The 20,550-nt window shown below is 37.6% G+C and carries 20 protein-coding genes; 9 read left to right on the forward strand and 11 right to left on the reverse strand.

Annotated features, from left to right (window positions below; translation table 11 throughout):
- Window position 1: 1 nt before the first annotated feature.
- From LUD75_RS00730 to rny, 4 genes are all read left to right on the forward strand, one after another.
- A complete protein-coding gene (locus LUD75_RS00730) occupies window positions 2-811 on the forward strand; it encodes a porin family protein (RefSeq protein WP_232703821.1) in 810 nt (269 codons plus the stop codon).
- Window positions 812-1,027: 216 nt separating this feature from the next.
- Window positions 1,028-1,330: a hypothetical protein gene (locus LUD75_RS00735; RefSeq protein ID WP_232703822.1), complete on the forward strand. Its 303-nt coding sequence runs from the start codon at window positions 1,028-1,030 to the stop codon at window positions 1,328-1,330.
- Between the two features lie 2 nt (window positions 1,331-1,332).
- On the forward strand, window positions 1,333-1,620 hold the full coding sequence (locus tag LUD75_RS00740) for a cell division protein ZapA (RefSeq protein WP_232703823.1): 288 nt from the start codon (window positions 1,333-1,335) through the stop codon (window positions 1,618-1,620).
- Between the two features lie 309 nt (window positions 1,621-1,929).
- On the forward strand, window positions 1,930-3,501 hold the full coding sequence (rny, locus tag LUD75_RS00745; RefSeq protein ID WP_232703824.1) for a ribonuclease Y: 1,572 nt from the start codon (window positions 1,930-1,932) through the stop codon (window positions 3,499-3,501).
- Window positions 3,502-3,586: 85 nt separating this feature from the next.
- On the opposite strand, the gene ggt is transcribed toward rny, so the two are convergent.
- Both ggt and LUD75_RS00755 read right to left on the reverse strand, forming a co-directional pair.
- A complete protein-coding gene (gene ggt, locus LUD75_RS00750; protein ID WP_232703825.1) occupies window positions 3,587-5,275 on the reverse strand; it encodes a gamma-glutamyltransferase in 1,689 nt (562 codons plus the stop codon).
- Between the two features lie 95 nt (window positions 5,276-5,370).
- Entirely contained in the window at window positions 5,371-5,931 is a 561-nt protein-coding gene (locus LUD75_RS00755) for a pentapeptide repeat-containing protein (protein ID WP_232703826.1), read from the reverse strand.
- A gap of 130 nt (window positions 5,932-6,061) precedes the next feature.
- Between LUD75_RS00755 and LUD75_RS00760 the strand changes: the two genes are divergently transcribed.
- A complete protein-coding gene (locus tag LUD75_RS00760; RefSeq protein ID WP_232703827.1) occupies window positions 6,062-7,441 on the forward strand; it encodes a glycosyl transferase family 1 in 1,380 nt (459 codons plus the stop codon).
- Between the two features lie 362 nt (window positions 7,442-7,803).
- The gene (locus tag LUD75_RS00765) at window positions 7,804-8,073 is read left to right on the forward strand and encodes a YtxH domain-containing protein (RefSeq protein WP_232703828.1); all 270 of its coding nucleotides are present in this window, start codon (window positions 7,804-7,806) and stop codon (window positions 8,071-8,073) included.
- Window positions 8,074-8,120: 47 nt separating this feature from the next.
- Here LUD75_RS00765 and LUD75_RS00770 read toward each other — a convergent pair whose 3' ends face one another.
- The 4 genes from LUD75_RS00770 to rpsA form a co-directional block, all read right to left on the reverse strand.
- Entirely contained in the window at window positions 8,121-9,104 is a 984-nt protein-coding gene (locus tag LUD75_RS00770) for a DMT family transporter (protein ID WP_232703829.1), read from the reverse strand.
- Between the two features lie 151 nt (window positions 9,105-9,255).
- Window positions 9,256-10,119, reverse strand: coding sequence for a proprotein convertase P-domain-containing protein (locus LUD75_RS00775; RefSeq protein ID WP_232703830.1), 864 nt, complete (start codon window positions 10,117-10,119; stop codon window positions 9,256-9,258).
- A gap of 271 nt (window positions 10,120-10,390) precedes the next feature.
- Entirely contained in the window at window positions 10,391-11,146 is a 756-nt protein-coding gene (locus LUD75_RS00780) for a T9SS type A sorting domain-containing protein (RefSeq protein WP_232703831.1), read from the reverse strand.
- Between the two features lie 82 nt (window positions 11,147-11,228).
- Window positions 11,229-13,034 carry a 30S ribosomal protein S1 gene (gene rpsA, locus LUD75_RS00785; RefSeq protein WP_034965024.1) on the reverse strand — a complete coding sequence of 602 codons (1,806 nt, stop codon included), beginning with the start codon at window positions 13,032-13,034 and terminating at the stop codon, window positions 11,229-11,231.
- Window positions 13,035-13,406: 372 nt separating this feature from the next.
- On the opposite strand from rpsA, the gene LUD75_RS00790 reads away from it, so the two are divergent.
- Window positions 13,407-14,714 carry a DEAD/DEAH box helicase gene (locus LUD75_RS00790; RefSeq protein ID WP_232703832.1) on the forward strand — a complete coding sequence of 436 codons (1,308 nt, stop codon included), beginning with the start codon at window positions 13,407-13,409 and terminating at the stop codon, window positions 14,712-14,714.
- A 13-nt stretch (window positions 14,715-14,727) separates the two neighbouring features.
- Here LUD75_RS00790 and LUD75_RS00795 read toward each other — a convergent pair whose 3' ends face one another.
- Entirely contained in the window at window positions 14,728-15,618 is an 891-nt protein-coding gene (locus LUD75_RS00795; RefSeq protein WP_232703833.1) for an SMP-30/gluconolactonase/LRE family protein, read from the reverse strand.
- Between the two features lie 164 nt (window positions 15,619-15,782).
- Here LUD75_RS00795 and LUD75_RS00800 point away from each other — a divergent pair, with 164 nt between their 5' ends.
- The gene (locus LUD75_RS00800; protein ID WP_034965019.1) at window positions 15,783-16,115 is read left to right on the forward strand and encodes a MerR family transcriptional regulator; all 333 of its coding nucleotides are present in this window, start codon (window positions 15,783-15,785) and stop codon (window positions 16,113-16,115) included.
- 67 nt (window positions 16,116-16,182) lie between these two features.
- A complete protein-coding gene (locus tag LUD75_RS00805) occupies window positions 16,183-17,532 on the forward strand; it encodes a helix-hairpin-helix domain-containing protein (RefSeq protein ID WP_232703834.1) in 1,350 nt (449 codons plus the stop codon).
- A gap of 7 nt (window positions 17,533-17,539) precedes the next feature.
- Here the strand turns inward: LUD75_RS00805 and rluF are convergent, their stop codons facing one another.
- From rluF to LUD75_RS00825, 4 genes are all read right to left on the reverse strand, one after another.
- Complete coding sequence (gene rluF / locus LUD75_RS00810; RefSeq protein ID WP_232703835.1) at window positions 17,540-18,262, reverse strand: 23S rRNA pseudouridine(2604) synthase RluF; 723 nt, start codon at window positions 18,260-18,262, stop codon at window positions 17,540-17,542.
- Window positions 18,263-18,287: 25 nt separating this feature from the next.
- Complete coding sequence (locus LUD75_RS00815) at window positions 18,288-18,878, reverse strand: hypothetical protein (protein WP_232703836.1); 591 nt, start codon at window positions 18,876-18,878, stop codon at window positions 18,288-18,290.
- 7 nt (window positions 18,879-18,885) lie between these two features.
- Window positions 18,886-19,584, reverse strand: a complete 699-nt coding sequence (gene truB / locus LUD75_RS00820) for a tRNA pseudouridine(55) synthase TruB (RefSeq protein WP_232703837.1) — start codon at window positions 19,582-19,584, stop codon at window positions 18,886-18,888.
- A 108-nt stretch (window positions 19,585-19,692) separates the two neighbouring features.
- Window positions 19,693-20,511 carry an undecaprenyl-diphosphate phosphatase gene (locus LUD75_RS00825; protein ID WP_232703838.1) on the reverse strand — a complete coding sequence of 273 codons (819 nt, stop codon included), beginning with the start codon at window positions 20,509-20,511 and terminating at the stop codon, window positions 19,693-19,695.
- Window positions 20,512-20,550: the final 39 nt, after the last annotated feature.

Genomic DNA, 20,550 nt, shown 5'->3' on the forward strand with positions numbered 1-20,550 from the left:
AATGAAGCAGCGACTTATCAAGATTTTATCCTTTGCAGTACTTCTGAGCGGTAATTTACACGCCCAGACTTTCAACAATCTTTTCAGAACCAAAGACAGACAGGACAAAATGGAAGACTTTGATCTGAAAAAATTCAGTTTCGGATTTTATCTTGCTGCCAATAATTTTGATTACAAAATGAATTTGGATCCTAAGATTGGGATGGAAGGCAACAGAAGTCTTGTAGAATCGAAGTCAACGTACAGTTTTGGAGCAGGACTGATTGGGAAAATGAGGCTGAATGAATTTTTGGATTTGAGAATCGAACCAGGCTTGCATTTTGTGCAAAGAGATTTGACTTTTAATACATTTGACCACGTCAATCAGTTATATCCAGGCGGTTTTCCACTTGCCGACGGAACTTCTGCCGAAGTCATTCTGGAACCTAGTGAAGAGCAAATAAAAAAAATAGTAAAATCTACCTATGTTGATATTCCAATTATGTTGGAAGTTCACGGTGACAGATGGTATAATTCGCGGCCTTACGCTGCTGCTGGTGTGAATTATCTGGTTAATTTACAATCAAATCAAACATCAACTGATGATAATCAGCAGAATATATTCCGCACCACGACTCACAACTTTGGATGGAGTGCAGAGATCGGGATTCAGTTTTACTTTAGCCGATTTAAATTTACGCCGGCGATCCGCGGAACATTTTTTACGAATAATGAACTGGTAGCTGATAAGGAAACAACACCACCTTACTGGACGCCAGCGATTTCCACGATGCAGACCAGAGCTTTTATGCTGGTTTTGAAATTTGAATAAATATAAATTGAGCTTTTTAAAGGCTCTTTTTTTTATGATTAATTTGAAGATAAGCTATTCGTAAATACTTTCATTCATAATAATTTTGACGATCTAATAGAAGTTAATTCATTATAAATCAAACAGAAGCAAGATCAATCTCACAAAAGAGAAATATCGTGTTAAATCATCATTAATTTTTCCTATTTTTGTAAAAGTTAGAATTTAATTCTGGTTATGTTAGGCGAATTAGAAAACAACTTTTCTGTTTTAGAAAAAAAGATTCTCAATCTTTATAAAAAGTTTAAGAATCTTTCGGAGAAACACGCAGAAACGTCTGAGGAGCTACAGAAATTGAGGGAAGATTACATGGAGGAGAAACGCAGAAACCAGATCTTAGCAGAAGAAAACAAAGAATTAAAACTTTATTCAGCAATATCCGGAAACGCAGAACACAACCGACTGATGAAAAATCACATCAACAGATTGGTAAAAGAAATAGATATGTGCGTTTCTGAATTACAAAACACCGGCTTATAACTATGGATTTCAGAAGAATAACTATAAATATTGCCGGACGAAACTATCCGCTGAATGTGCCAGCAGCCGAGGAAGAAACCCTTCGGAAAGTCGGTAAGCAGATAGAAACGATGATTAAGGACTTCGAAGCCAGTTTCGATGTGAGGGACAAGCAGGACGCACTCGCTATGTGCGTTTTGAAACTCGGAACCAACGCAGAAGTTTATTCTTTAAATAATGAGAAAAATATAAAAAATACAAACGAGCGCGTGAGTAAAATCAATGCACTCCTTGAGCAATTGGAAAAGTAAAATTTTTCAAATTACAAGCTGCCTACAATAGTTCTAACACAAAGAAGTAAACTCAACAATTAAAAATTACCGGACGAAAGTTCATTCGATGGCGTGCTGCCTTGCGCAGATTACAGAGAATGAAAATCAGTTCAAATCGTGTTTTTATGGAGTTTACTCTATATCTGAACTGTTGTAGGTTTTTTTTTATTTAAGATGGAGGATGGAAGAATGGAGGCAGGAAGTTTAGTTTAGATGGTAACATCCATCTTCCCGCTTCAGACTTCCAACAATTAAGAGAGACAATTAAAACTCAATATATATAAATTTATGGACACAATTACCATTATTATCGGTGTCGTTGCACTTATCGTAGGAGCGGTTGCAGGACTTTTCTTCGGAAAAAGTTCCCTTAACACAAAAGCGCAGTACGTAGTAGAAGATGCGAAAAAGACAGCCGAAAACATTATAGAAAAAGCCAATGTACAAGCAGAAGCTGTAAGAAAGGAGAAACACCTCCAGGCAAAAGAAAAATTCCTTGAACTGAAATCCCAACACGATGCAGACATCCAGTCAAGAGAACGAAAAATGCAGGAAGCTGAAAAACGTACGAAAGACAAGGAAAACAAACTGAACGACGAGCTTAGCAAAGCCGGAAAACTGGAAAAAGATCTAGAAAGACAAGTTGGCGATTACAACAAAAAGCTGGAAGTTGTTCAGAAAAAACAACAGGATCTGGAAGCTGCAACAGCTCAAAAAGTAGAAATGCTGGAAAAAATATCCAACTACTCTGCAGAAGAAGCTAAGTCAGAATTGGTAGAATCTTTGAAAGCCGAAGCTAAAACTAAAGCATCAGCACACGTTCAAAGCATTATGGAAGAAGCGCAGTTGAATGCGAAAAATGAAGCGAGAAAAATAATCATCCAAACCATTCAGAGAATTGGAACAGAACAAGCGGTAGAAAACTCAGTTTCTGTTTTTAATATTGAGTCAGACGAAATCAAAGGTAGAATCATTGGGCGTGAAGGTAGAAATATCCGTGCGCTGGAAGCTGCAACAGGTGTTGAAATCATCGTTGATGATACGCCGGAAGCAATCCTTCTTTCTTGTTTCGACCCTGTGAGAAGAGAGATTGCGAGATTGTCACTTCACAGATTGGTAACGGATGGCAGAATCCACCCTGCGAGAATCGAGGAAGTGGTTGAAAAAACAAGAAAACAAATCGAGGAAGAAATCATCGAAGTTGGTAAAAGAACCATCATCGACCTTGGAATCCACGGTCTTCACCCGGAATTGGTAAAAGTTGTGGGTAGAATGAAATTCCGTTCTTCTTATGGGCAGAATTTACTACAACACTCCAGAGAAGTGGCGAACATCGCAGCGACTATGGCCGCAGAATTAGGATTAAATGTAAAACTTGCGAAAAGAGCTGGTTTACTACACGATATTGGGAAAGTTCCTGAGCAGGAATCTGAATTGCCACACGCACTTCTTGGAATGCAGTGGGCGGAGAAATATGGCGAGAACGCTGAAGTGATCAACGCTATTGGTGCTCACCACGATGAGATCGAAATGACTTCTCTCCTATCGCCAATCATCCAGGTTGCCGATGCAATCTCCGGAGCAAGACCAGGCGCAAGAAGACAAGTCTTGGAATCTTACATCCAAAGGCTGAAAGATCTTGAAGCGGCTGCGTTAAGTTTCGACGGCGTTTCCAGCGCTTACGCAATCCAAGCGGGAAGAGAGCTTAGAGTTATGGTAGAAAGCGGAAAAGTGAACGACGAAAATGCTCACCAACTATCTTACGACATCTCTGAAAAAATCCAGAACGAGTTGACTTACCCAGGACAAGTAAGAGTAACTGTTATCAGAGAAACGAGATCTGTAAATATCGCAAGGTAATTCGGATTTGAATATAAATTAGAAAGGCTTCCAGATTTTGGAAGCCTTTTGTTTTTAAAGGTTTGTATCTTTTATAGATAATTTACTATTCAACCCCAACAGAATCATCTCCTCGCCCATCCGCAACAGCGTGAACGGTTTTTTTGTCATCTACAAGAATCATTTCCGTTCTTCCAATCTGCTTGATTTTTTCGAATTTGTAATTCTTTTGTTCCAAAGCTTTGATAGTGGTTTCAGGAAAATTAGTTTCAACTTTTATATTTTCTGGCAGCCACTGGTGGTGGAATTTCGGAGCATTAACAGAGAAGTTTGCGTTTTGTTTAAAATCAATCACACCTACAATTGCCTGAAAAACTGAGGTCGGAATGGTTGTTCCGCCGGGTGTTCCCACCACAATTTTAATTTTATTGTCCTTCAAAACCAATGTCGGCGTCATGGATGAAAGCATTCTTTTTCCGGGTTCAATTTTATTAGCTTCTCCGCCGACTGCGCCAAACATATTAGGAACGCCTGGTTTTATGGAAAAATCGTCCATTTCGTTGTTCAGGAAGAATCCTGCGCCGGAAACTACGGTTTTGCTTCCGTAGAGTCCGTTCAGCGTCGTGGTTACGGAAACCGCATTTCCGAATTTGTCCAGGATGGAAACCTGAGTCGTTTCAGTACTTTCTTTTTGGTTTGGATTAATGATATTCCCAACATCTTTGCTTGGTGTTGCCTGTTTTGAGTTGAAAGATTTCCAACGGTTTTTGAGATATTCGTCTGAGATCAGCATTTCGGTTTTGTCCTGGATAAAGTCCGGATCTCCCATATATTCTGCCCTGTCTGCAAAGGCTCTTCTTTCGGCTTCTACCATTATCTGAACCGCTTCCGCTGAATTCTGCTGGTATTTGGACAGATCTTCGAACGCTGACATCTTTAACATCTGAGCCAGCAAAGTTCCGCCACTGGATGGCAATGGCATCGCAACTATCTGATGACCTTTGTAATCGAAGACCAAAGGTTTTCTTTCTTTTGTTTTATAATTTTTAAGATCTTGTGATTGGATGATTCCGTTTCCTAATTTCATTTCGGCGAGGATTAAATCGGCTGTTTTGCCTTGGTAAAATTCTTTCTCACCACCTTTCTGAATTCGTTTTAAAGTCTCAGCCAATTCTTTTTGGATCAGCAAGTCTCCGATTTTCCAGTCCTGATCTCTTACGAAGACCGTTTTGTTTCTGTTATTTTTAAGAAATTCAGCTTTATGTGAATTTAATAGTCCTGCTTCCTGTTCGGTGATTGCAAAGCCTTTCTCTGCCAGGTCAATGGCTGGTTCAATTAATTTAGCAAATGGAAGTTTTGCATATTTCAAGGTTTCGAACATTCCTGAAATACTTCCGGGAACACCCACTGCCAATCGGCCATATTGGGAAAGATCTGTGTTTGCATTGCCCTGCTTGTCCCAATACATATCGAAAGATGCTTTTGAAGGGGCAGTTTCACGATAATCCAAAGCGATTTTTTTCCCTTCCGCCGTTGTAGCAACAAGAAATCCGCCACCACCGATATTTCCGGCCTGAGGATAAACGACCGCTAAAGCCAGCTGAGTTGCAATCACTGCATCGAAGGCATTTCCACCTTGTTTGAGGATTTTTGCGCCTGCTTCACTTGCTAACGGGTGTGCAGAAACTACGACGCCTTTGTTTTTAACTTTGACTTCTTTGATGATGTTGATATCTGTGTATTGCGCAGAAACCGTGATTGATAAAAGAAAACTTGCGTATAATATTTTTTTCATATTGATATTTTATTTTTATTATTAACCACCCATAATTTCAAAATAATTTTGAAAATTTGCCCATCCATTGGAGTGAAATTTTGGTTGGTGGAATTTTATTCTATGATGATCTGTAATCTGTCTAATAATCCTGCGAGATTGTCTTTTGCAAATTTGGTTTTTTTGAGTTGATTTTTTGTCGGATCGATGGAAAAATTGATGGCATTTTTGAGATTGGCATTGTCTAATATCGTTCTGTCAAAAACTGCATCAGTTAGATTTGAATGATCGAAAAATGAATTCGACAAGTTGGTTTCTGTAAAATCCACTTCTTTTAAACTGGAATTTTTAAACGTTGTTTTCCTTATATCCAATTGATAAAACGATGAATGGTCCAAAATACAATCTTCAAATTTGAAAGATATATTGAAAGAATGTGCATCCTCAAAATTAAGGCCGATCATCTTGCAGTTTTTGAAAACCACTTCGCGGAAAGCAGTCTGATGAATCTTTGCATTACTGAGATCACAGTCTTTGAAGTCACAATCTGAGAATTTGAAATCAGAAAGATTATGATCGGAAAAATTGATTTCGGTAAAAATACAGTTTTCGTAATCCGCTTTTTCAAACTTTTCTGTGCTGATTTTCGTGAATTGTTGGTCAGAGAAATAGTTCATTGGTCTTGAAATAGAAATTAATGTTTTTCTTGATTTTTGGTTTTGAAACGAACTGTAAAAAGTCCTATTTTAGACCTTTCGAAAAAACATATAAATTTACTGAATAGTTTGATGAAGCCGAAATTCTTAAATGGAAAATTCTAAAAAAGTTTTAATTGTCACCTATTATTGGCCGCCTGCTGGTGGACCCGGCGTTCAGCGTTGGCTGAAGTTTGCAAAATATCTTCCCGAATTTGGCTGGGAACCGATCATCTACACACCAGAAAATCCGAGTTATCCTTTGGTGGATGAGACTTTGACCAAAGAAGTCCCGCAAGATCTGAAAATCGTGAAAACAAATATTTGGGAGCCTTACCAGATTGCGGAGAAATTCAGTAAGAGCAATAAGAAATTCAAGGGTGGACAGTTTGATGTTGGGAAGAATCAGTCTTTTGTTTCGAAGCTTTCGATTTTCATTAGAGGAAATTTTTTTATTCCAGATGCGAGGAAATTTTGGGTAAAACCTTCGATTAAATTTTTGAAGAATTATCTGCAAGAAAATCATATTGATACGATTGTCACGACTGGTCCGCCGCACAGTTTGCACTTGATCGGACTTGGACTGAAAAAGGAATTGCCAGATTTGAAGTGGATCGCTGACTTTCGCGATCCTTGGACAGAGATTTCCTACTACAAACATTTGAAACTAACTTCCGGTTCTGACAGAAAACATAGAGAACTTGAGAAATCGGTTTTTGAAAATGCTGATTTGACACTTGCAACGAGCTATACGGATGCTGAGAATTTCAGAAAAAATGGAGCGAATGCTTTTTGTGTGACGAATGGATTTGATAAGTTGGAGAGTCGGAGTGTTGGAGTGTTGGAGTGTTGGAGCGTCCAAGCTTCTGAGAATTCACGTAGCGAGAGTATTGGAACTCTAAAACCCTCGAACTCTCAAACCCTCAAACCCAAATTCACTTTGAGTTACGTTGGTGTACTTGAACAATTGAGGAATCCGGATAATCTTTGGAAGGCTTTGATTACGCTTTGTGTAAAACATCAGGATTTTGCTGAGGACTTTGAACTGAAATTTGTTGGACGAGTGGACAATAAAATTCTGAATGAAATAGAGAATTCTGTTTTGAAAAATAATATCTGGAATCTTGGCTATTTGGCGCACGACGAATCTGTGAAGGAGATGGAAAATTCTGACCTGCTTCTGATCACCAATTTTCCTAGTGAAAGTTCGAAAGGCATCATTCCGGGAAAGTTGTTTGAATATCTGGCGACCGGAAAGAAAATCATTTCGTTTGGACCGAAAGATGCTGATGTAGAAACGATTCTCAACAAAACCAACGCGGGAAAACATTTTGATTATTCTGAAAGTTTGGAAATCCAGAGTTTTATATTTTCACTGTATGAGGATTGGAAAAATGGAAAATCGATTCAGAATTCTGCTGATATCAATGAGTTTAGCCGAAGAGAGCTGACAAAGAAACTGGCGGTGAAGCTGGAGGGTTTGAGGGTTTGAGGGTTGGAGAGTTTGAGAGTTGGGGAGTTTGGGAGTTTGAGAGTTCGAGGGTTTTCAGATTGGAAAGCTTTTGGGTTTAGGGAACTTCAATCTGTTGCAAAACCCTCAACTTTGCGCAGCGCGTGAGGGATGGCAGTGGTTATCCTTTTTATTTTTTTTGTGCTGAAACCAAATCCGGAAAGGTAATCTTCTGAAAAAATAAAAAGATATGAACGGACAGCCCGGCCCGAGCGGAGACCCATCGTGATCTTCGGACGACACGTGCTGGCGAGGGACACGCCAAAATTATTTTAAAACTTAATTGTTGGCACAAAATTTTCTAGTACCTTGAGTAATTAATATTAACATAAAAAAATTACAAAATGGGAAATAAAACAAATGGCCTTTTGGCATTGTTAGGTGTTGGAGCTTTGGCTTGGTGGAAATATAAAAAGTCTTCTCCGGAAGATCAGCAAAAGGTAAAAGACACCTTCAATAACGCTAAAGAGAATCTGACGAAATTTGGAAACGATTTGAAAGATAAAGCAACTCAAACAGCAGAACAATTGAAAGAAAGAGCTGGAGAAACAGCCGATCAGTTCAAAAATAAAGCTGAAGAAGTGAAGACAGACGTTCAGAACGCTGCACAATAAAACAAAAACCGTCTCAGTAAAATGAGACGGTTTTTTTATGCAATTTTTTAATGGTAAGCCTTGGCTGGCTCTACTTCATTTTTGGATGGCAGATTCATCAAAACTATTGCGAATAAGATCAATGCGATCCCGAGCCACTGGACGAGAATCACTTTTTCGTTCAATAACATAAAAGCCATCGTGACGGAAACCGGAAGTTCCAAAGATGAGATGATGCTTCCCAATCCCAAACCTGCTTTCGGGAATCCGATGTTGAATAAAATCGGTGGAATGATGGTTCCGAATAATGCCAGAACAACTCCGTAAGTCCAGAAAATGGAATAATCAAAAGGGCGGATGTGTTGTGTATTATCCGTAAAATTGAGGTAAACAGATCTCAGTCCTTCAAAATGCAAAGGTCCAATCTGGGCGAAGAATAAAAATAACATTACAACTGCCAAACCGCCTGTCAGCATCGTCATACTTTTCCTCAGAACTGGTAAATGCGTTGCGATCGTATTTGATGTAAACATTGTCATTGTAAAAGATGCCGCTGCCAGAACACCCCAAAAGATGCCGTGCCAGTCGATTTCTACTTCCATATTGATCAGGTTGGTTGCCAGGACTGTACCTGTCAAAACGATGATTACCGCAACAATTTTTCTTGCATTCGGGAATTTTTTGGCGATGAAACTTTCCACCACAACGCTGAACCAAACAGATTGCATCAACAAAACAATGGCGATGGAAACATTGATATATTGAACCGCGATGTAATAAAACAAACTGGTAAAACCCATAGAAGTTCCGGCAAGCATCAACATTCTGATCTCTTTGGAATTTGGTTTTGACAAAGGTTTTTTGGAGGTTTTTGTCTGGATTAAATTTAAAATTAATAATCCTAAAAATCCTAGGACAAACTGCGCTGTTGTGACCTCAGAAGTGGTGAATCCATCCTTGTAAGACATCTTCACAAACGTCGCCAGCATTCCGTAAATACTTGCTCCGATCCCTACAAACAATACACCTTTTAATATATTTCTTTTCTCCATAACTATTTTTGAGCCGGCAAAAATACGATTAAAAAAATAGCTGAGGAATTTTGGAATCATTAAGATAATTGAAAATCTTATCATTAAATCGAAAAAAAACCGTCTCAAAATTATGAAACGGTTCTATTTTGTATTTAGAAATTACAAGATTCTATTTCTTGATCAATTTGATGGTCATCATTTTTTCTCCATTAACTGTTGGCGCAAGGATATAAATGCCAGATGTCCAGTTTTCTGTCGGGATTTTAAGATCTCCGGAAGTATTCTTGGCTGACGGCTGATAAGAGTAGACTTTTTTTCCATCCATAGAATAGATATCAAATTTTACATCTTTTGCAGACGTATTGACTTTCAGATTCAGAGTTTCTTTAAATGGATTTCCCAATACAGAAAGTCCTGGTGTGCTCACAATTGAGGTGTTGACACCCAAAAATGTACCCGGATCAAAAACGATCTGCCAGTTGTTGACAGAACCTGTATCTCCAGTCACGGAATCAAAAAGCTTAAGTTTCCAGTCTCCGCTAACGGCAAGCCCTGTAAACATCGTTGCTAAATTAGCTTCGGTGTAATCTGTAGGTGTTGTATTGACTCCGGTTGTCGGAAGGTAAGTTCCTGCAGGGATGTTTGTACTGCTGGTCCAAGTAGCAAGTGCAACAAGTTTGGAACTGGCAGCAGAATTAAATGCGATGACGTTGCCAGCCAAAAAGTTTGCACTGGAACCTACAGTTCCTGACGCAGCGGCATTGTTTAATCTTTTCAGCAAAGCGATAGCACCCGTCTCAGGTCCTGAAGGTGGAACCAGCGCAATGGTAAGATCACCAGCCCAGGTGTGAGTCAAATCTAGTTTGACCGTAACTTTGGAAGGATCTGAAATGGTTTTTACCAAACTGACCGGAATCGTAGAAGTAACGCCTGTTGTACTGTTATCCGGGATGGCGGTAAGTGTGTTGTTGCTAAAAGTTTGTGCACCAAGCGTACCTGATAGCAAGATTGCAAAGAGTAATTTTTTGTTCATAATTGTTTGTTTTAAAAAGTTAATAATCAAATTTATATAACAATTTTTAATAAACTAATCTATTTAACCATTATTAACATATAATTAATATTAAAAAACGCATTAATTTAATTTATATTTATTTTTTATGTTAAATATTTAAAATATTAATAATTATAAATATTCAAATATTATTCTATTGAAACGATATTATTTGTAAATATCATTACAGGATCCTCAGTAATAACAATAATATTTATGACAAAAAAAAACCGCCATTTGGCGGTTCTAATTATTCTTTGATCAATCTATTCTGAGTTTTGCTGCCATCTTTATTTTCGACAGTGAGAAAATAAATTCCTTTTTGAAGCTCAGATAATTTTATTTCTTTTGAAACTTCAGTAAAAGCTTTAAGTTTTCTTCCAGAAACATCAGAAACCGTAATCGATTTTACCGCCTCAGCATTATCTATATGAACAACCTCTTTGAAAGGATTTGGATAAAACTTAGTTTCCTTCTTAGCTAAATCTGAAGTTCCTAAAGTAGCCTGAGTCATCACAAACTCATCCAGAATCACATTGTAATCTCCTGACATCCATTGCCCGGAAACTCTGAATCTGAAATCTGATCCAGCCGGAACCGTACCTTGAGGAAGAGAAAAAGCCACTGTCTGGCAAGAAACCACAGAAGTCAAATTGATGGTTTGAAGGGTCTGATAGCTTGTACCGCCATCAATAGAATACTCCACTTTCAAAGTTCCGTTGACTGTCGCATTATTATAAACAAAGGTTTTATAACGGAAAGAAACATCAAGTTTTCCTCCTGTTGAAGCAGTTGACGCATAAGTTGTAGATCCAACCATTCCGCCGCTCCAGAAATTTCTCGTCAATCCGTAAGATCCTACACAAGGGGAAACCACGCTGCTTCTGAAAAATGAGACATTGGTAAAACCGGGATAAGTTGTGTTTTCAAAACCTTGATTCACATTGATCTGAGCTGAGGAAAACAGTGAGGTAATCAAACCTGCAAATAGTAATTTTTTTTTCATTTATTTAAATATGTTAAATTAAAAAGCCACCCGAAATAATTCGGGTGGCTAATTTATTAAAAAAATTAAGAATTAGGGAATATTAGTTTCCTTCTTCCATTTTTCTTTTCAATTCTGCCAATACATCGATATCACCAAGTGTTGATTTTTCTTCGTTGTTAGAAGAAGATGATGTGTTGCTGTTGTTGTTAGATCTGTTAGAGTTATCTCTTACATTCTTTTTCTCTTCGTCTCTGAAGATTCCTGTATGAGAAACCACTACTCTTTTGAATTCTTTGTTGAATTCGATCACTTTGAATTGAGCTTCGTCACCTTTTTTGATTTTAGATCCGTCTTCCTTCTCTAATAATCTTGATGGGCAGAAAGCTTCAACTTCTACGTCTTCGAACTGGATAGATGCACCTTTGTCGTGTACTTCAGTCGCTTTTCCAGCGTGTACAGTTCCTTCAGCGTATTTAGTTTCGAATTTATCCCAAGGGTTTTCAGTCAATTGTTTGTGACCTAGAGACAATCTTCTTGCTTGCGTATCCAATTCTAATACGATAACATCTAATTTATCTCCAACTGCACAGAACTCAGATGGGTGCTTAATCTTCTTGGTCCAAGAAAGGTCTGAGATATAGATCAATCCATCGATTCCTTCTTCCAATTCTACGAATACTCCGAAGTTTGTGAAGTTTCTTACAGTTCCAACGTGTTGAGAACCTACTGGATATTTAGCTTCGATATTTTCCCAAGGATCTTTGTTCAATTGCTTGATACCTAGAGAGATCTTTCTGTCTTCTCTATCCAAAGTCAATACTTCTGCTTCTACCTCATCACCAACTTTCACGAAATCTCCTGCGCTTCTCAAGTGAGTAGACCAAGACATTTCAGAAACGTGGATCAATCCTTCTACACCTGGAGCGATCTCTACGAATGCACCATAGTCAGCAAGAACGACTACTTTTCCTTTTACTTTGTCACCAACTTTCAGGTCAGCAGAAAGAGCATCCCAAGGATGAGCTTCTAATTGCTTCATACCCAATTGGATTCTAGTTTTCTCATCATCAAAATCAAGGATAACAACTTTTACAGTCTGTCCGTCTTCCAAGATCTCAGATGGGTGGTTCACTCTAGACCAAGAAAGGTCTGTAATGTGGATCAATCCGTCAACACCTCCTAGATCTACGAATACACCGTAAGAAGTAATATTTTTAACAGTTCCTTCAAGAACCTGTCCTTTTTCTAATTGACCGATGATCTCTCTCTTCTGTCCTTCAAGATCCGCTTCGATAAGCGCTTTGTGAGATACCACTACGTTTTTGAACTCAGGGTTGATTTTCACAACTTTGAACTCCATAGTTTTACCTACGAACTGATCGTAATCTTTGATTGGTTTCACGTCGATCTGAGAACCTGGCAAGAATGCCTCGATTCCGTGAACATCAACGATCATACCTCCTTTAGTTCTAGATTTTACAAAACCGTTTACGATCTCTCCAGTTTCGTGAAGTTCGTTTACTCTATCCCAAGCTTTAAGCGTTCTGGCTTTTCTGTGAGACAACTGTAACTGTCCTGTTTTGTCCTCTCTTCTGTCAACCATTACTTCAACTTCATCGCCTACTTTAAGACCTTGGTTGTAACGGAATTCGTTTAGAGAGATCACACCTTCAGATTTGAAGTTGATATCTACGATCGCCTCTTTATCAGTCAATCTTACAACTTTACCGATGATCACATCGTTGTCTGCAAGATTGTTTAGAGAACCATTGTAGATTTCTTCCAATTCTTTCTTCTCGCTTCTGTCTTCTGCGTTAAGACCTGATTCGAAAGAATCCCAATCAAATTGTTCTGGTGTTACGTTTTGGTTCAATAGAACCTCTGCTGAATTTGTCTCTTTTGACATTTTCTAAAAAATTTGTATTCCTAATTTACTCAGACTTTGGCTTTGCTGTGACTCCTGAAAAATATGGAAGATGTTAATTGTTAATGTTTTACTTCGCCGAAAGTGCGTTCACAAAAGTGGTGCAAAATTAAGAAAAATATTTGAAATGAACAATATTTCGTAAGAAGTTCAAATCAATCATAATCATTTCATAATTCAACAAATAATTAGTAGCTTAATCCCGCTATCCACTATTACTCCTCGCGCCGACGCTTTCCCAAGGCTTGCTGTGGGGTAACCGTTACTATCGGGGCTATGGGTTTGGTATTTCTTATTAATAGACAACACAATTTAGAACTTTCAACCATCTCCCAAATCTCTTATCTTTGCAAAATGGAATTACAACCGATTTTTGAAAAACTGCAGATCCAGGATATGAATCAAATGCAGAAATCTACATACACTGCTTCTGAAAACGAAACTGACATTGTACTACTGTCACCAACAGGCTCTGGAAAAACCTTGGCATTTTTATTTCCGGTTCTTAGAAATTTGAAATCAGATGTTAGAGGAATTCAGGCTTTGATATTGGTTCCCGCAAGAGAATTGGCTTTGCAAATCGAGCAGGTTTTCAAATCGATGGGAACGGATTTCAAAGTTTCTATCGCTTATGGTGGTCACGATAAAAAAATCGAGGTCAACAATCTGATCCAGGCGCCAGCAGTATTGGTTGGGACGCCAGGAAGGATCGCTTACCATTTGAAGAACGAAAACTTCGATCCGGAAACCATCAAGACTTTGGTTTTGGACGAGTTCGATAAAGCTTTGGAATTAGGCTTTCAGGAAGATATGGAATACATCATCGGTTCTTTGACAGGTCTTGAGCAAAGAATCCTGACTTCTGCAACCGTGATGGATAACATCCCAAGATTTGTTGAATTGGACAACGAAAAGAAAATCAACTTCCTCAAAGAAAACGAATCAAAACCAAACATCCAACTTCGAAAAGTGATGACGACTTCGGAAGATAAGTTAAACACTTTATTCCAATTGATCTGTAAAATCGGGAACAAAAGAACTTTGATCTTCTGCAATCACCGAGATGCTGTTGATAGGATCTCCGAATTATTACGAGAAAAAGGAATCCAGAGAGAAACCTTCCACGGCGGAATGGAACAGGACGAACGTGAGCGCGCTTTGCTGAAATTCAGAAATGATTCGGCGAGAATATTGATCACAACAGATCTGGCTTCCAGAGGTTTGGATGTTCCAGAGGTGGAATCTATCGTGCATTATCAATTACCACCGAAAGAGGACGCGTTCATCCACAGAAACGGACGTACGGCGAGAATGAATGCCAAAGGTTTTGCTTATTTAATTATGACCGAGGACGAGAATTTTCCCTTCATCAAAACCAATACGCCGGAAGAAAATGTTTCGGAAAGCAACAGAGTTCCTGAGAGAACTCCAAATCAAACGATCTACATCAGTGCCGGAAAAAAAGATAAAGTTAATAAAGTTGATATCGTGGGTTATCTCATCAAAAAAGGAGAACTTGAAAAAGACGACATCGGTCTGATAGAAGTGAAAGACACCACTTCTTATGTTGCAGTCAACCGTAAAAAAACCATCGAACTGCTGAAAAAACTAGCCAATGAAAAGTTGAAAGGCAAGAAGGTAAAAATAGAGATCGCTTATTAATAAGCGATCTTTTTTATTGGATTCCAGTAACATTCATCGGCAGAACGTAAACAGAATTTGAAGCAGTGATAAACAAAGTTGAGTGGTCTTTTCCACCAAAAGTCACATTAGAGGTCCACTCTTCATCAATTGGAATATTGGTTAATTTTTCACCTTTATTATTGAAGATCGTTACACCTTTTCCTGTTAAATAGAGATTTCCTTGGCTATCGAGCGTCATTCCGTCCGAACCCATTTCGCAGAACAATCTTTTTTCGGAAAGTTTGCCTTTGCCAAGAATGTCGTAAACATAGGTTTTTCCGGCATCGATATCAGAAACATACAGTTTTTTCAGTTTTTGAGAACCGATGATCCCGTTGGGTTGTACAAACGTTTCCAGTTTTGTGATCGTTCCATTTTCATTTCGGTAATAAAGATTCTTCTCTGGAATTTCTACTTTGAAGTATTTCCAATAATCCCTTTCATACAAGGGATCCGTGAAATATATACCACCAAATTTGTCGATCCAAAGGTCATTAGGACCATTTAGTCTTTTGCCTTCAAAACCTTTGGATATAATTTCGATTTCTTTATTTTTATTGATTTTCCAAATCTCGCCGTTGTCATCGGAACAAGTAATTAGATTGTCATTTTTATCGAAATAAGTTCCATTGGCCCTGCCTGTTTTGGCAAGAAACAGCTCTACTTTGTTGGTTTTCCAGTTCCAGAAATAGATCTTGTCATTCGGCTGATCGGTGAAATAGACATTTCCTTCTTTGTCAGCAGCCGGACCTTCTGTAAAAGTAAATTGACTCGAAAGTAATGTCGGTGGAAGTCTAAATAATTTTATATTAGTATCCTGAACTTTGCAACTCATCAAAATCAATATAAAAGCCGCATAACAAAGCTTCCAAAAACTTTTCATATGTAGATATTTAATGTTTTATTTTACCATATGCAATCGCTGTATCTTTATCGTCCTTTGTATATTCTAATAATGGCGATTTCATGATGTAAATTCTAAAGTTGCAAGATACAATTTGTGTAAAAGAATTAAAAATAATTATCTTTGAAAACTCGATCAAAACAATGAAACTTAATCTTCCTGACAAACTTTATTATTCTATTGGCGAAGTCGCAAAGGCTTTCGACGTCAACACTTCACTGATCCGATATTGGGAGCAGGAATTCCCGATCATCAAACCGAAGAAAAATAAAAAGGGAAACCGCTACTTCACACCTTCCGACATTGAGAATCTAAAGATCATTTATCATCTCGTCAAAGAAAAAGGTTATACTTTGGATGGCGCAAGAGTAGCTCTGACTACCAACACAAAAATCTCGGAAACCATCACTATCATTGACAGATTGGAATTCATTAAAGCGGAACTTTTGAAGCTTAAAAATTCTTTGAACGACTAATAAAAAATAATTTTAATTAATAATTAAATTTTGATTCATTTTATTTAACTTTGGTTAAAACACAAAGATGAATCAGAAATTACCTTTCCAAATCCGGAAAAGGCAGCTTCTCAGCCTTGCTATATTCGGAATTCTTATTATTTTTTCACAAGTTGTATTTACTTATTACAAGAAAAATCAACATTACGAAAAACTCATCATTACTTTTGTTTCTGAATCAGATTCAAAATCAAAATCTGAAATTATTCTTACAGAGTTTGATCCAAATCAGCTGGACGAAAATCAATGGAAAAATCTTGGATTTTCAGAAAAACAGGTCAAAACTATTCTGAAATATAAAGAAGTTGTTGGCGGAAATTTCAGCTCCAAAGCGCAGTTCAAAAAATGCTATGCCGTCTCTCCAGATAAATATGAGGAATTAAAAAACTACATTTTACTCCCGGAAACGAAAGCTGAAGCGAAAAATCAGAACTTCAATTACAAAACATTTGAAAAGAAAAAACTCAATATCAGAGGGAAATTCAATCCAGATTTATATTCACAAAAGGATTGGGAGAATTTAGGTTTTTCGGAGAAACAAGCGTCTGCAATTTTGAAGTATAAAAATTATCTCGGCGGAAGTTTCATCAGCAAAGAAAAGTTGAAGGAATGCTTCATTATCAATGATGAACAGTTTTCCCAAATGTCGCCATACTTAATATTACAGACTAAAACACCGGAAACTTTAGCAAACAAATTTGAGAAAAAGAGAGAAAAAGAATCGGTAAAAATCAATCAATATTTTGATCCGAATACTTTAAATACTGAACAATGGCAAACTTTAGGTTTTTCTGAAAAGCAGGCGAATGTGATTGTCAATTATCGTGATAGAAATCTGCGAGGAAGTTTTAAATCTCTAGAAGACATTCAAAAATGTTTTGTTATTTCTGCTGAGAAATTTGAAGAAATGAAACCCTGGATTAGACTTTCTGTTCCGGAAAAGGCTAAACCAACTGAAGAGAAAACAATCGTCTCAGAACAAACTGATTTCTCTAAAATTAATCTTAACCAAATCACTTTCAAGCAATTACAGGAATTTGGATTTACGGAAAAAGACGCTGCCGGAATTCTAGCTTTCCGAAAAAAACTTGGCGGTTTTATTAATAAAAATCAGCTGTTAGAAACTTATGAAATCGACAGAGCAATGGGCGAAAGACTGATTTACTCAGCGAAACTTGACAATTCGAATGTTGCAAAATACACACTGGCAAATGCACCGGAAGACTGGCTGAAAAAACATCCCTATTTCCGGTATTCCGCCGACAGAATCATTTATTACCGAATCACGAATCCGGACGACAAAAAAATATGGAAATTCCTTAAATTAAAACCTGAATATGAGGAAAAAATGAGACTTTACATTATAAATGATAAGTGATAAGTGATCAGTCGATGGTTTTTGCAGAATCTTCCAATAGATTATTAAGTTCTTTCATTTCAGTGGCCGTAAGATCACGCCATTTCCCGACTGGTAAATCCAGTTTGATGTTCATAATCCGAATCCTTTTCAGCTTTTTTACTTCATAATCCAAATGCTCGCACATTCTACGGATTTGACGGTTGAGACCTTGTGTGAGAACGATTCGAAAATTCATCGTATCAATTTTTTCGACCTCGCATTTTTTGGTCACAGTATCAAGGATTGGAACACCGCTTCTCATTTTTTTCAGAAATTGCTCGGTAATCGGTTTGTTCACTCTCACGATATATTCTTTCTCGTGGTTGTTTCTGGCCCGAAGAATTTTATTGACGATATCACCGTCTGATGTCAGAAGAATTAAACCTTCACTCGGTTTATCCAGTCTTCCGATCGGAAAAATACGTTTTGGATGGTTTATATATTCGATGATGTTATCATTTTCCCGCTTTGTATCGGTTGTACAAACAATCCCGATAGGTTTGTTGAAGGCAATGTAAACAAATTCCTCTTCAGCTTTTTTGATGGTTTTCCCGTCTACCAAAATTTCGTCATCGTCCGAAACTTTCGTTCCCAATTCGGGAATGACACCGTTGATTGTGATTCTGCCTTCTTCCAAAAGCTTATCTGCTGCTCTTCTGGAGCAGAAACCGACTTCTGATAAATATTTGTTGATTCTGATTTTTTCCATTTTAAATAATTATTGAAGAATAAAATTAATCTTCTCCGTAAACCGTATATTTCTTGTTACTGAAAATTATTGCACTTACAGATAGTCCTATGAAGTATGAATTGGAAACATTGGAATTGTAACGATAAATAAACAATCCACCTTCCTGAATCAACCTTTTTGAGAAAGATTCCTGATAGCCTAATTTACCTCCAAAATAGTGTGTATTGCTGATATTGGAATTGTTAAACTGTTTTCCGTACTCAAATTCCACAACAAACTTTCCTTCATCTTTTCCAATGATAAATTTTGGCTGAATCGTCCAATTTAGAAGATGCAGATTGTCGCTCACATAATTATACTTAAGTCCCGTTCCAAGAGCAAAAAATGGCAAAAGATGATAACCGCCAACAACTCCAATCCCATAAGTAAAATCGTTGGGAAGATACGGCGCAACATTTTCCTGATAATATGGTGAATCCCTATTCTGATTTTCCTTAATCGAATTTCCAAGATTATATCCAATCTGTACATTTGGACTGATGTAAAATCCCATTGTTTTGCTTTTGCTTCCTTCTGATTGTCCAAATACAGAAACTGAAAACATCAAGCTTAAAAGAAGTAGATTTTTTTTCATCAATGTACTATTCTGAAATTTTAAAATCATCGTTAATGAAATCCGAGCTTGCATTTTCCACAGAATAATCGCCGATTTTTGTCCTTCTAAGTTGTGTAAGATAAGCTCCGACTTTAAGTTCCTGACCAATGTCGTGCGCAAGACTTCTAATGTAGGTTCCTTTGCTGCAGCCAACTGTAAACGAGACGATTGGTAAATTAATCTCAATATTATTAAGATAATGAATCGTCGTTTTTCTGGATTTCATTTCTACTTCTGTTCCGGCTCTTGCAAGGTCGTAAGCTCTTTTTCCATCGATTTTTAGCGCTGAAAAAACTGGTGGTTTCTGATCTATTTCTCCGATGAATTTTGCTAAAGTTTCGTGAATCAATTCTTCTGTAATATGAGAATAATCAACGTGAAGGATTTCGGGTTTCTCAGTATCGTAAGATTCTGTCTGAACTCCGATTTTTATCTCTGTCCAGTACTCTTTCGGAGCATCCTGAATTTCCGGAATTCTCTTGGTAAATTTTCCTGTGCAGACAATCAATAATCCTGTTGCCCGCGGATCCAAAGTTCCGGCGTGACCGATTTTGAATTTCTTTGGCAATTCCGGGAATTCTCTTTTGAGTTTGTACTTCAACTTATTGACAGCCTGAAACGAGGTCCAATCCAAAGGTTTGTCCAATAGAAATATGTGTCCGGATTGTAGTTCTTCTGATGTCATTTGGGTGCGAGAGTTTGAGCGTTGGACAGTTTTGAAAAATTTCTCTAACAGAGAAAAAAGCCTTATTAAGGTTTGAAACCTTGACAAGGTTGAAAATATCGTTCTTAGTTATTTAAAGAAATAAAAATAAATCAACAAGCCAATCCCAACCACAATTCGATACCAGCCCCATGGTTTGAAACCGTATTTATTCAAAAGACTGATAAACGATTTGATTGCAATCCAAGCCACTACAAAAGCGACGATGTTTCCAACGATGAAAATTAAAATGTGATCCTGAGATTCTAAAATCATCTCGTAACCTTTTTGAGGATGTAAGGTTTCCTTACCCCATGTTTTTACAAATACAGAATAAAGCGTTACCGCCAACATTGTAGGAACTGCGAGGAAAAATGAAAATTCTGCCGCTGCTTTTCTGGATAAACCCTGAGCCATTCCGCCAATGATAGAAGCCGCACTCCTACTCGTTCCGGGCATCATCGCCAAACATTGCCAGAAACCAATCGTGACTGCTTTTTTGATCGTAATTTCTTTTTCATCGTGGATAACAGGATTCTTGAACCAACTGTCTGCAAACAGCAAAACTACGCCGCCCAAAACCAAAACCGTGGAAATCGCAATCTGGTTTCCTAATACGGATTCAATAGCATCATCCAAGAAAAAACCAATGATCAAAGCAGGCAATACTGCAAAAGCCAATTTGTAATAAAACTGGAGATTGCTGAAGTCAAAGAACTTTTTACCATAAGCCACAACCACGGAAAGTATTGCTCCAAACTGGATAGAAACCTGAAACATTTTAAGAAATTCTGTCTCCTCCAATCCCATCAAACTGGCTGCAAAACCCATATGAGCGGTGGAAGAAATTGGTAAATATTCGGTTAAGCCTTCGATGATCGCAATGATGATTGCTTTGATTAAATCCATTGTTTCGTTAGTTTTATTAAAAAAAACTTTGTCTCAGTT

Source organism: Epilithonimonas sp. JDS (assembly GCF_021261315.1).
Lineage (GTDB): Bacteria > Bacteroidota > Bacteroidia > Flavobacteriales > Weeksellaceae > Epilithonimonas.

Excerpts from the sequence above, each read along its gene's own strand:
- ggt (WP_232703825.1), bottom strand. The coding sequence starts at position 5,275 with ATGAAAAAAATATTATACGCAAGTTTTCTTTTATCAATCACGGTTTCT.
- LUD75_RS00795 (WP_232703833.1), bottom strand. The coding sequence starts at position 15,618 with ATGAAAAGTTTTTGGAAGCTTTGTTATGCGGCTTTTATATTGATTTTG.
- truB (WP_232703837.1), bottom strand. The coding sequence starts at position 19,584 with ATGACATCAGAAGAACTACAATCCGGACACATATTTCTATTGGACAAA.
- LUD75_RS00740 (WP_232703823.1), top strand. The coding sequence starts at position 1,333 with ATGGATTTCAGAAGAATAACTATAAATATTGCCGGACGAAACTATCCG.
- LUD75_RS00760 (WP_232703827.1), top strand. The coding sequence starts at position 6,062 with ATGGAAAATTCTAAAAAAGTTTTAATTGTCACCTATTATTGGCCGCCT.
- LUD75_RS00775 (WP_232703830.1), bottom strand. The coding sequence starts at position 10,119 with ATGAACAAAAAATTACTCTTTGCAATCTTGCTATCAGGTACGCTTGGT.
- rpsA (WP_034965024.1), bottom strand. The coding sequence starts at position 13,034 with ATGTCAAAAGAGACAAATTCAGCAGAGGTTCTATTGAACCAAAACGTA.
- rny (WP_232703824.1), top strand. The coding sequence starts at position 1,930 with ATGGACACAATTACCATTATTATCGGTGTCGTTGCACTTATCGTAGGA.
- LUD75_RS00730 (WP_232703821.1), top strand. The coding sequence starts at position 2 with ATGAAGCAGCGACTTATCAAGATTTTATCCTTTGCAGTACTTCTGAGC.
- LUD75_RS00735 (WP_232703822.1), top strand. The coding sequence starts at position 1,028 with ATGTTAGGCGAATTAGAAAACAACTTTTCTGTTTTAGAAAAAAAGATT.
- LUD75_RS00765 (WP_232703828.1), top strand. The coding sequence starts at position 7,804 with ATGGGAAATAAAACAAATGGCCTTTTGGCATTGTTAGGTGTTGGAGCT.
- LUD75_RS00800 (WP_034965019.1), top strand. The coding sequence starts at position 15,783 with ATGAAACTTAATCTTCCTGACAAACTTTATTATTCTATTGGCGAAGTC.
- LUD75_RS00780 (WP_232703831.1), bottom strand. The coding sequence starts at position 11,146 with ATGAAAAAAAAATTACTATTTGCAGGTTTGATTACCTCACTGTTTTCC.
- LUD75_RS00825 (WP_232703838.1), bottom strand. The coding sequence starts at position 20,511 with ATGGATTTAATCAAAGCAATCATCATTGCGATCATCGAAGGCTTAACC.
- rluF (WP_232703835.1), bottom strand. The coding sequence starts at position 18,262 with ATGGAAAAAATCAGAATCAACAAATATTTATCAGAAGTCGGTTTCTGC.
- LUD75_RS00805 (WP_232703834.1), top strand. The coding sequence starts at position 16,183 with ATGAATCAGAAATTACCTTTCCAAATCCGGAAAAGGCAGCTTCTCAGC.
- LUD75_RS00790 (WP_232703832.1), top strand. The coding sequence starts at position 13,407 with ATGGAATTACAACCGATTTTTGAAAAACTGCAGATCCAGGATATGAAT.
- LUD75_RS00770 (WP_232703829.1), bottom strand. The coding sequence starts at position 9,104 with ATGGAGAAAAGAAATATATTAAAAGGTGTATTGTTTGTAGGGATCGGA.
- LUD75_RS00815 (WP_232703836.1), bottom strand. The coding sequence starts at position 18,878 with ATGAAAAAAAATCTACTTCTTTTAAGCTTGATGTTTTCAGTTTCTGTA.
- LUD75_RS00755 (WP_232703826.1), bottom strand. The coding sequence starts at position 5,931 with ATGAACTATTTCTCTGACCAACAATTCACGAAAATCAGCACAGAAAAG.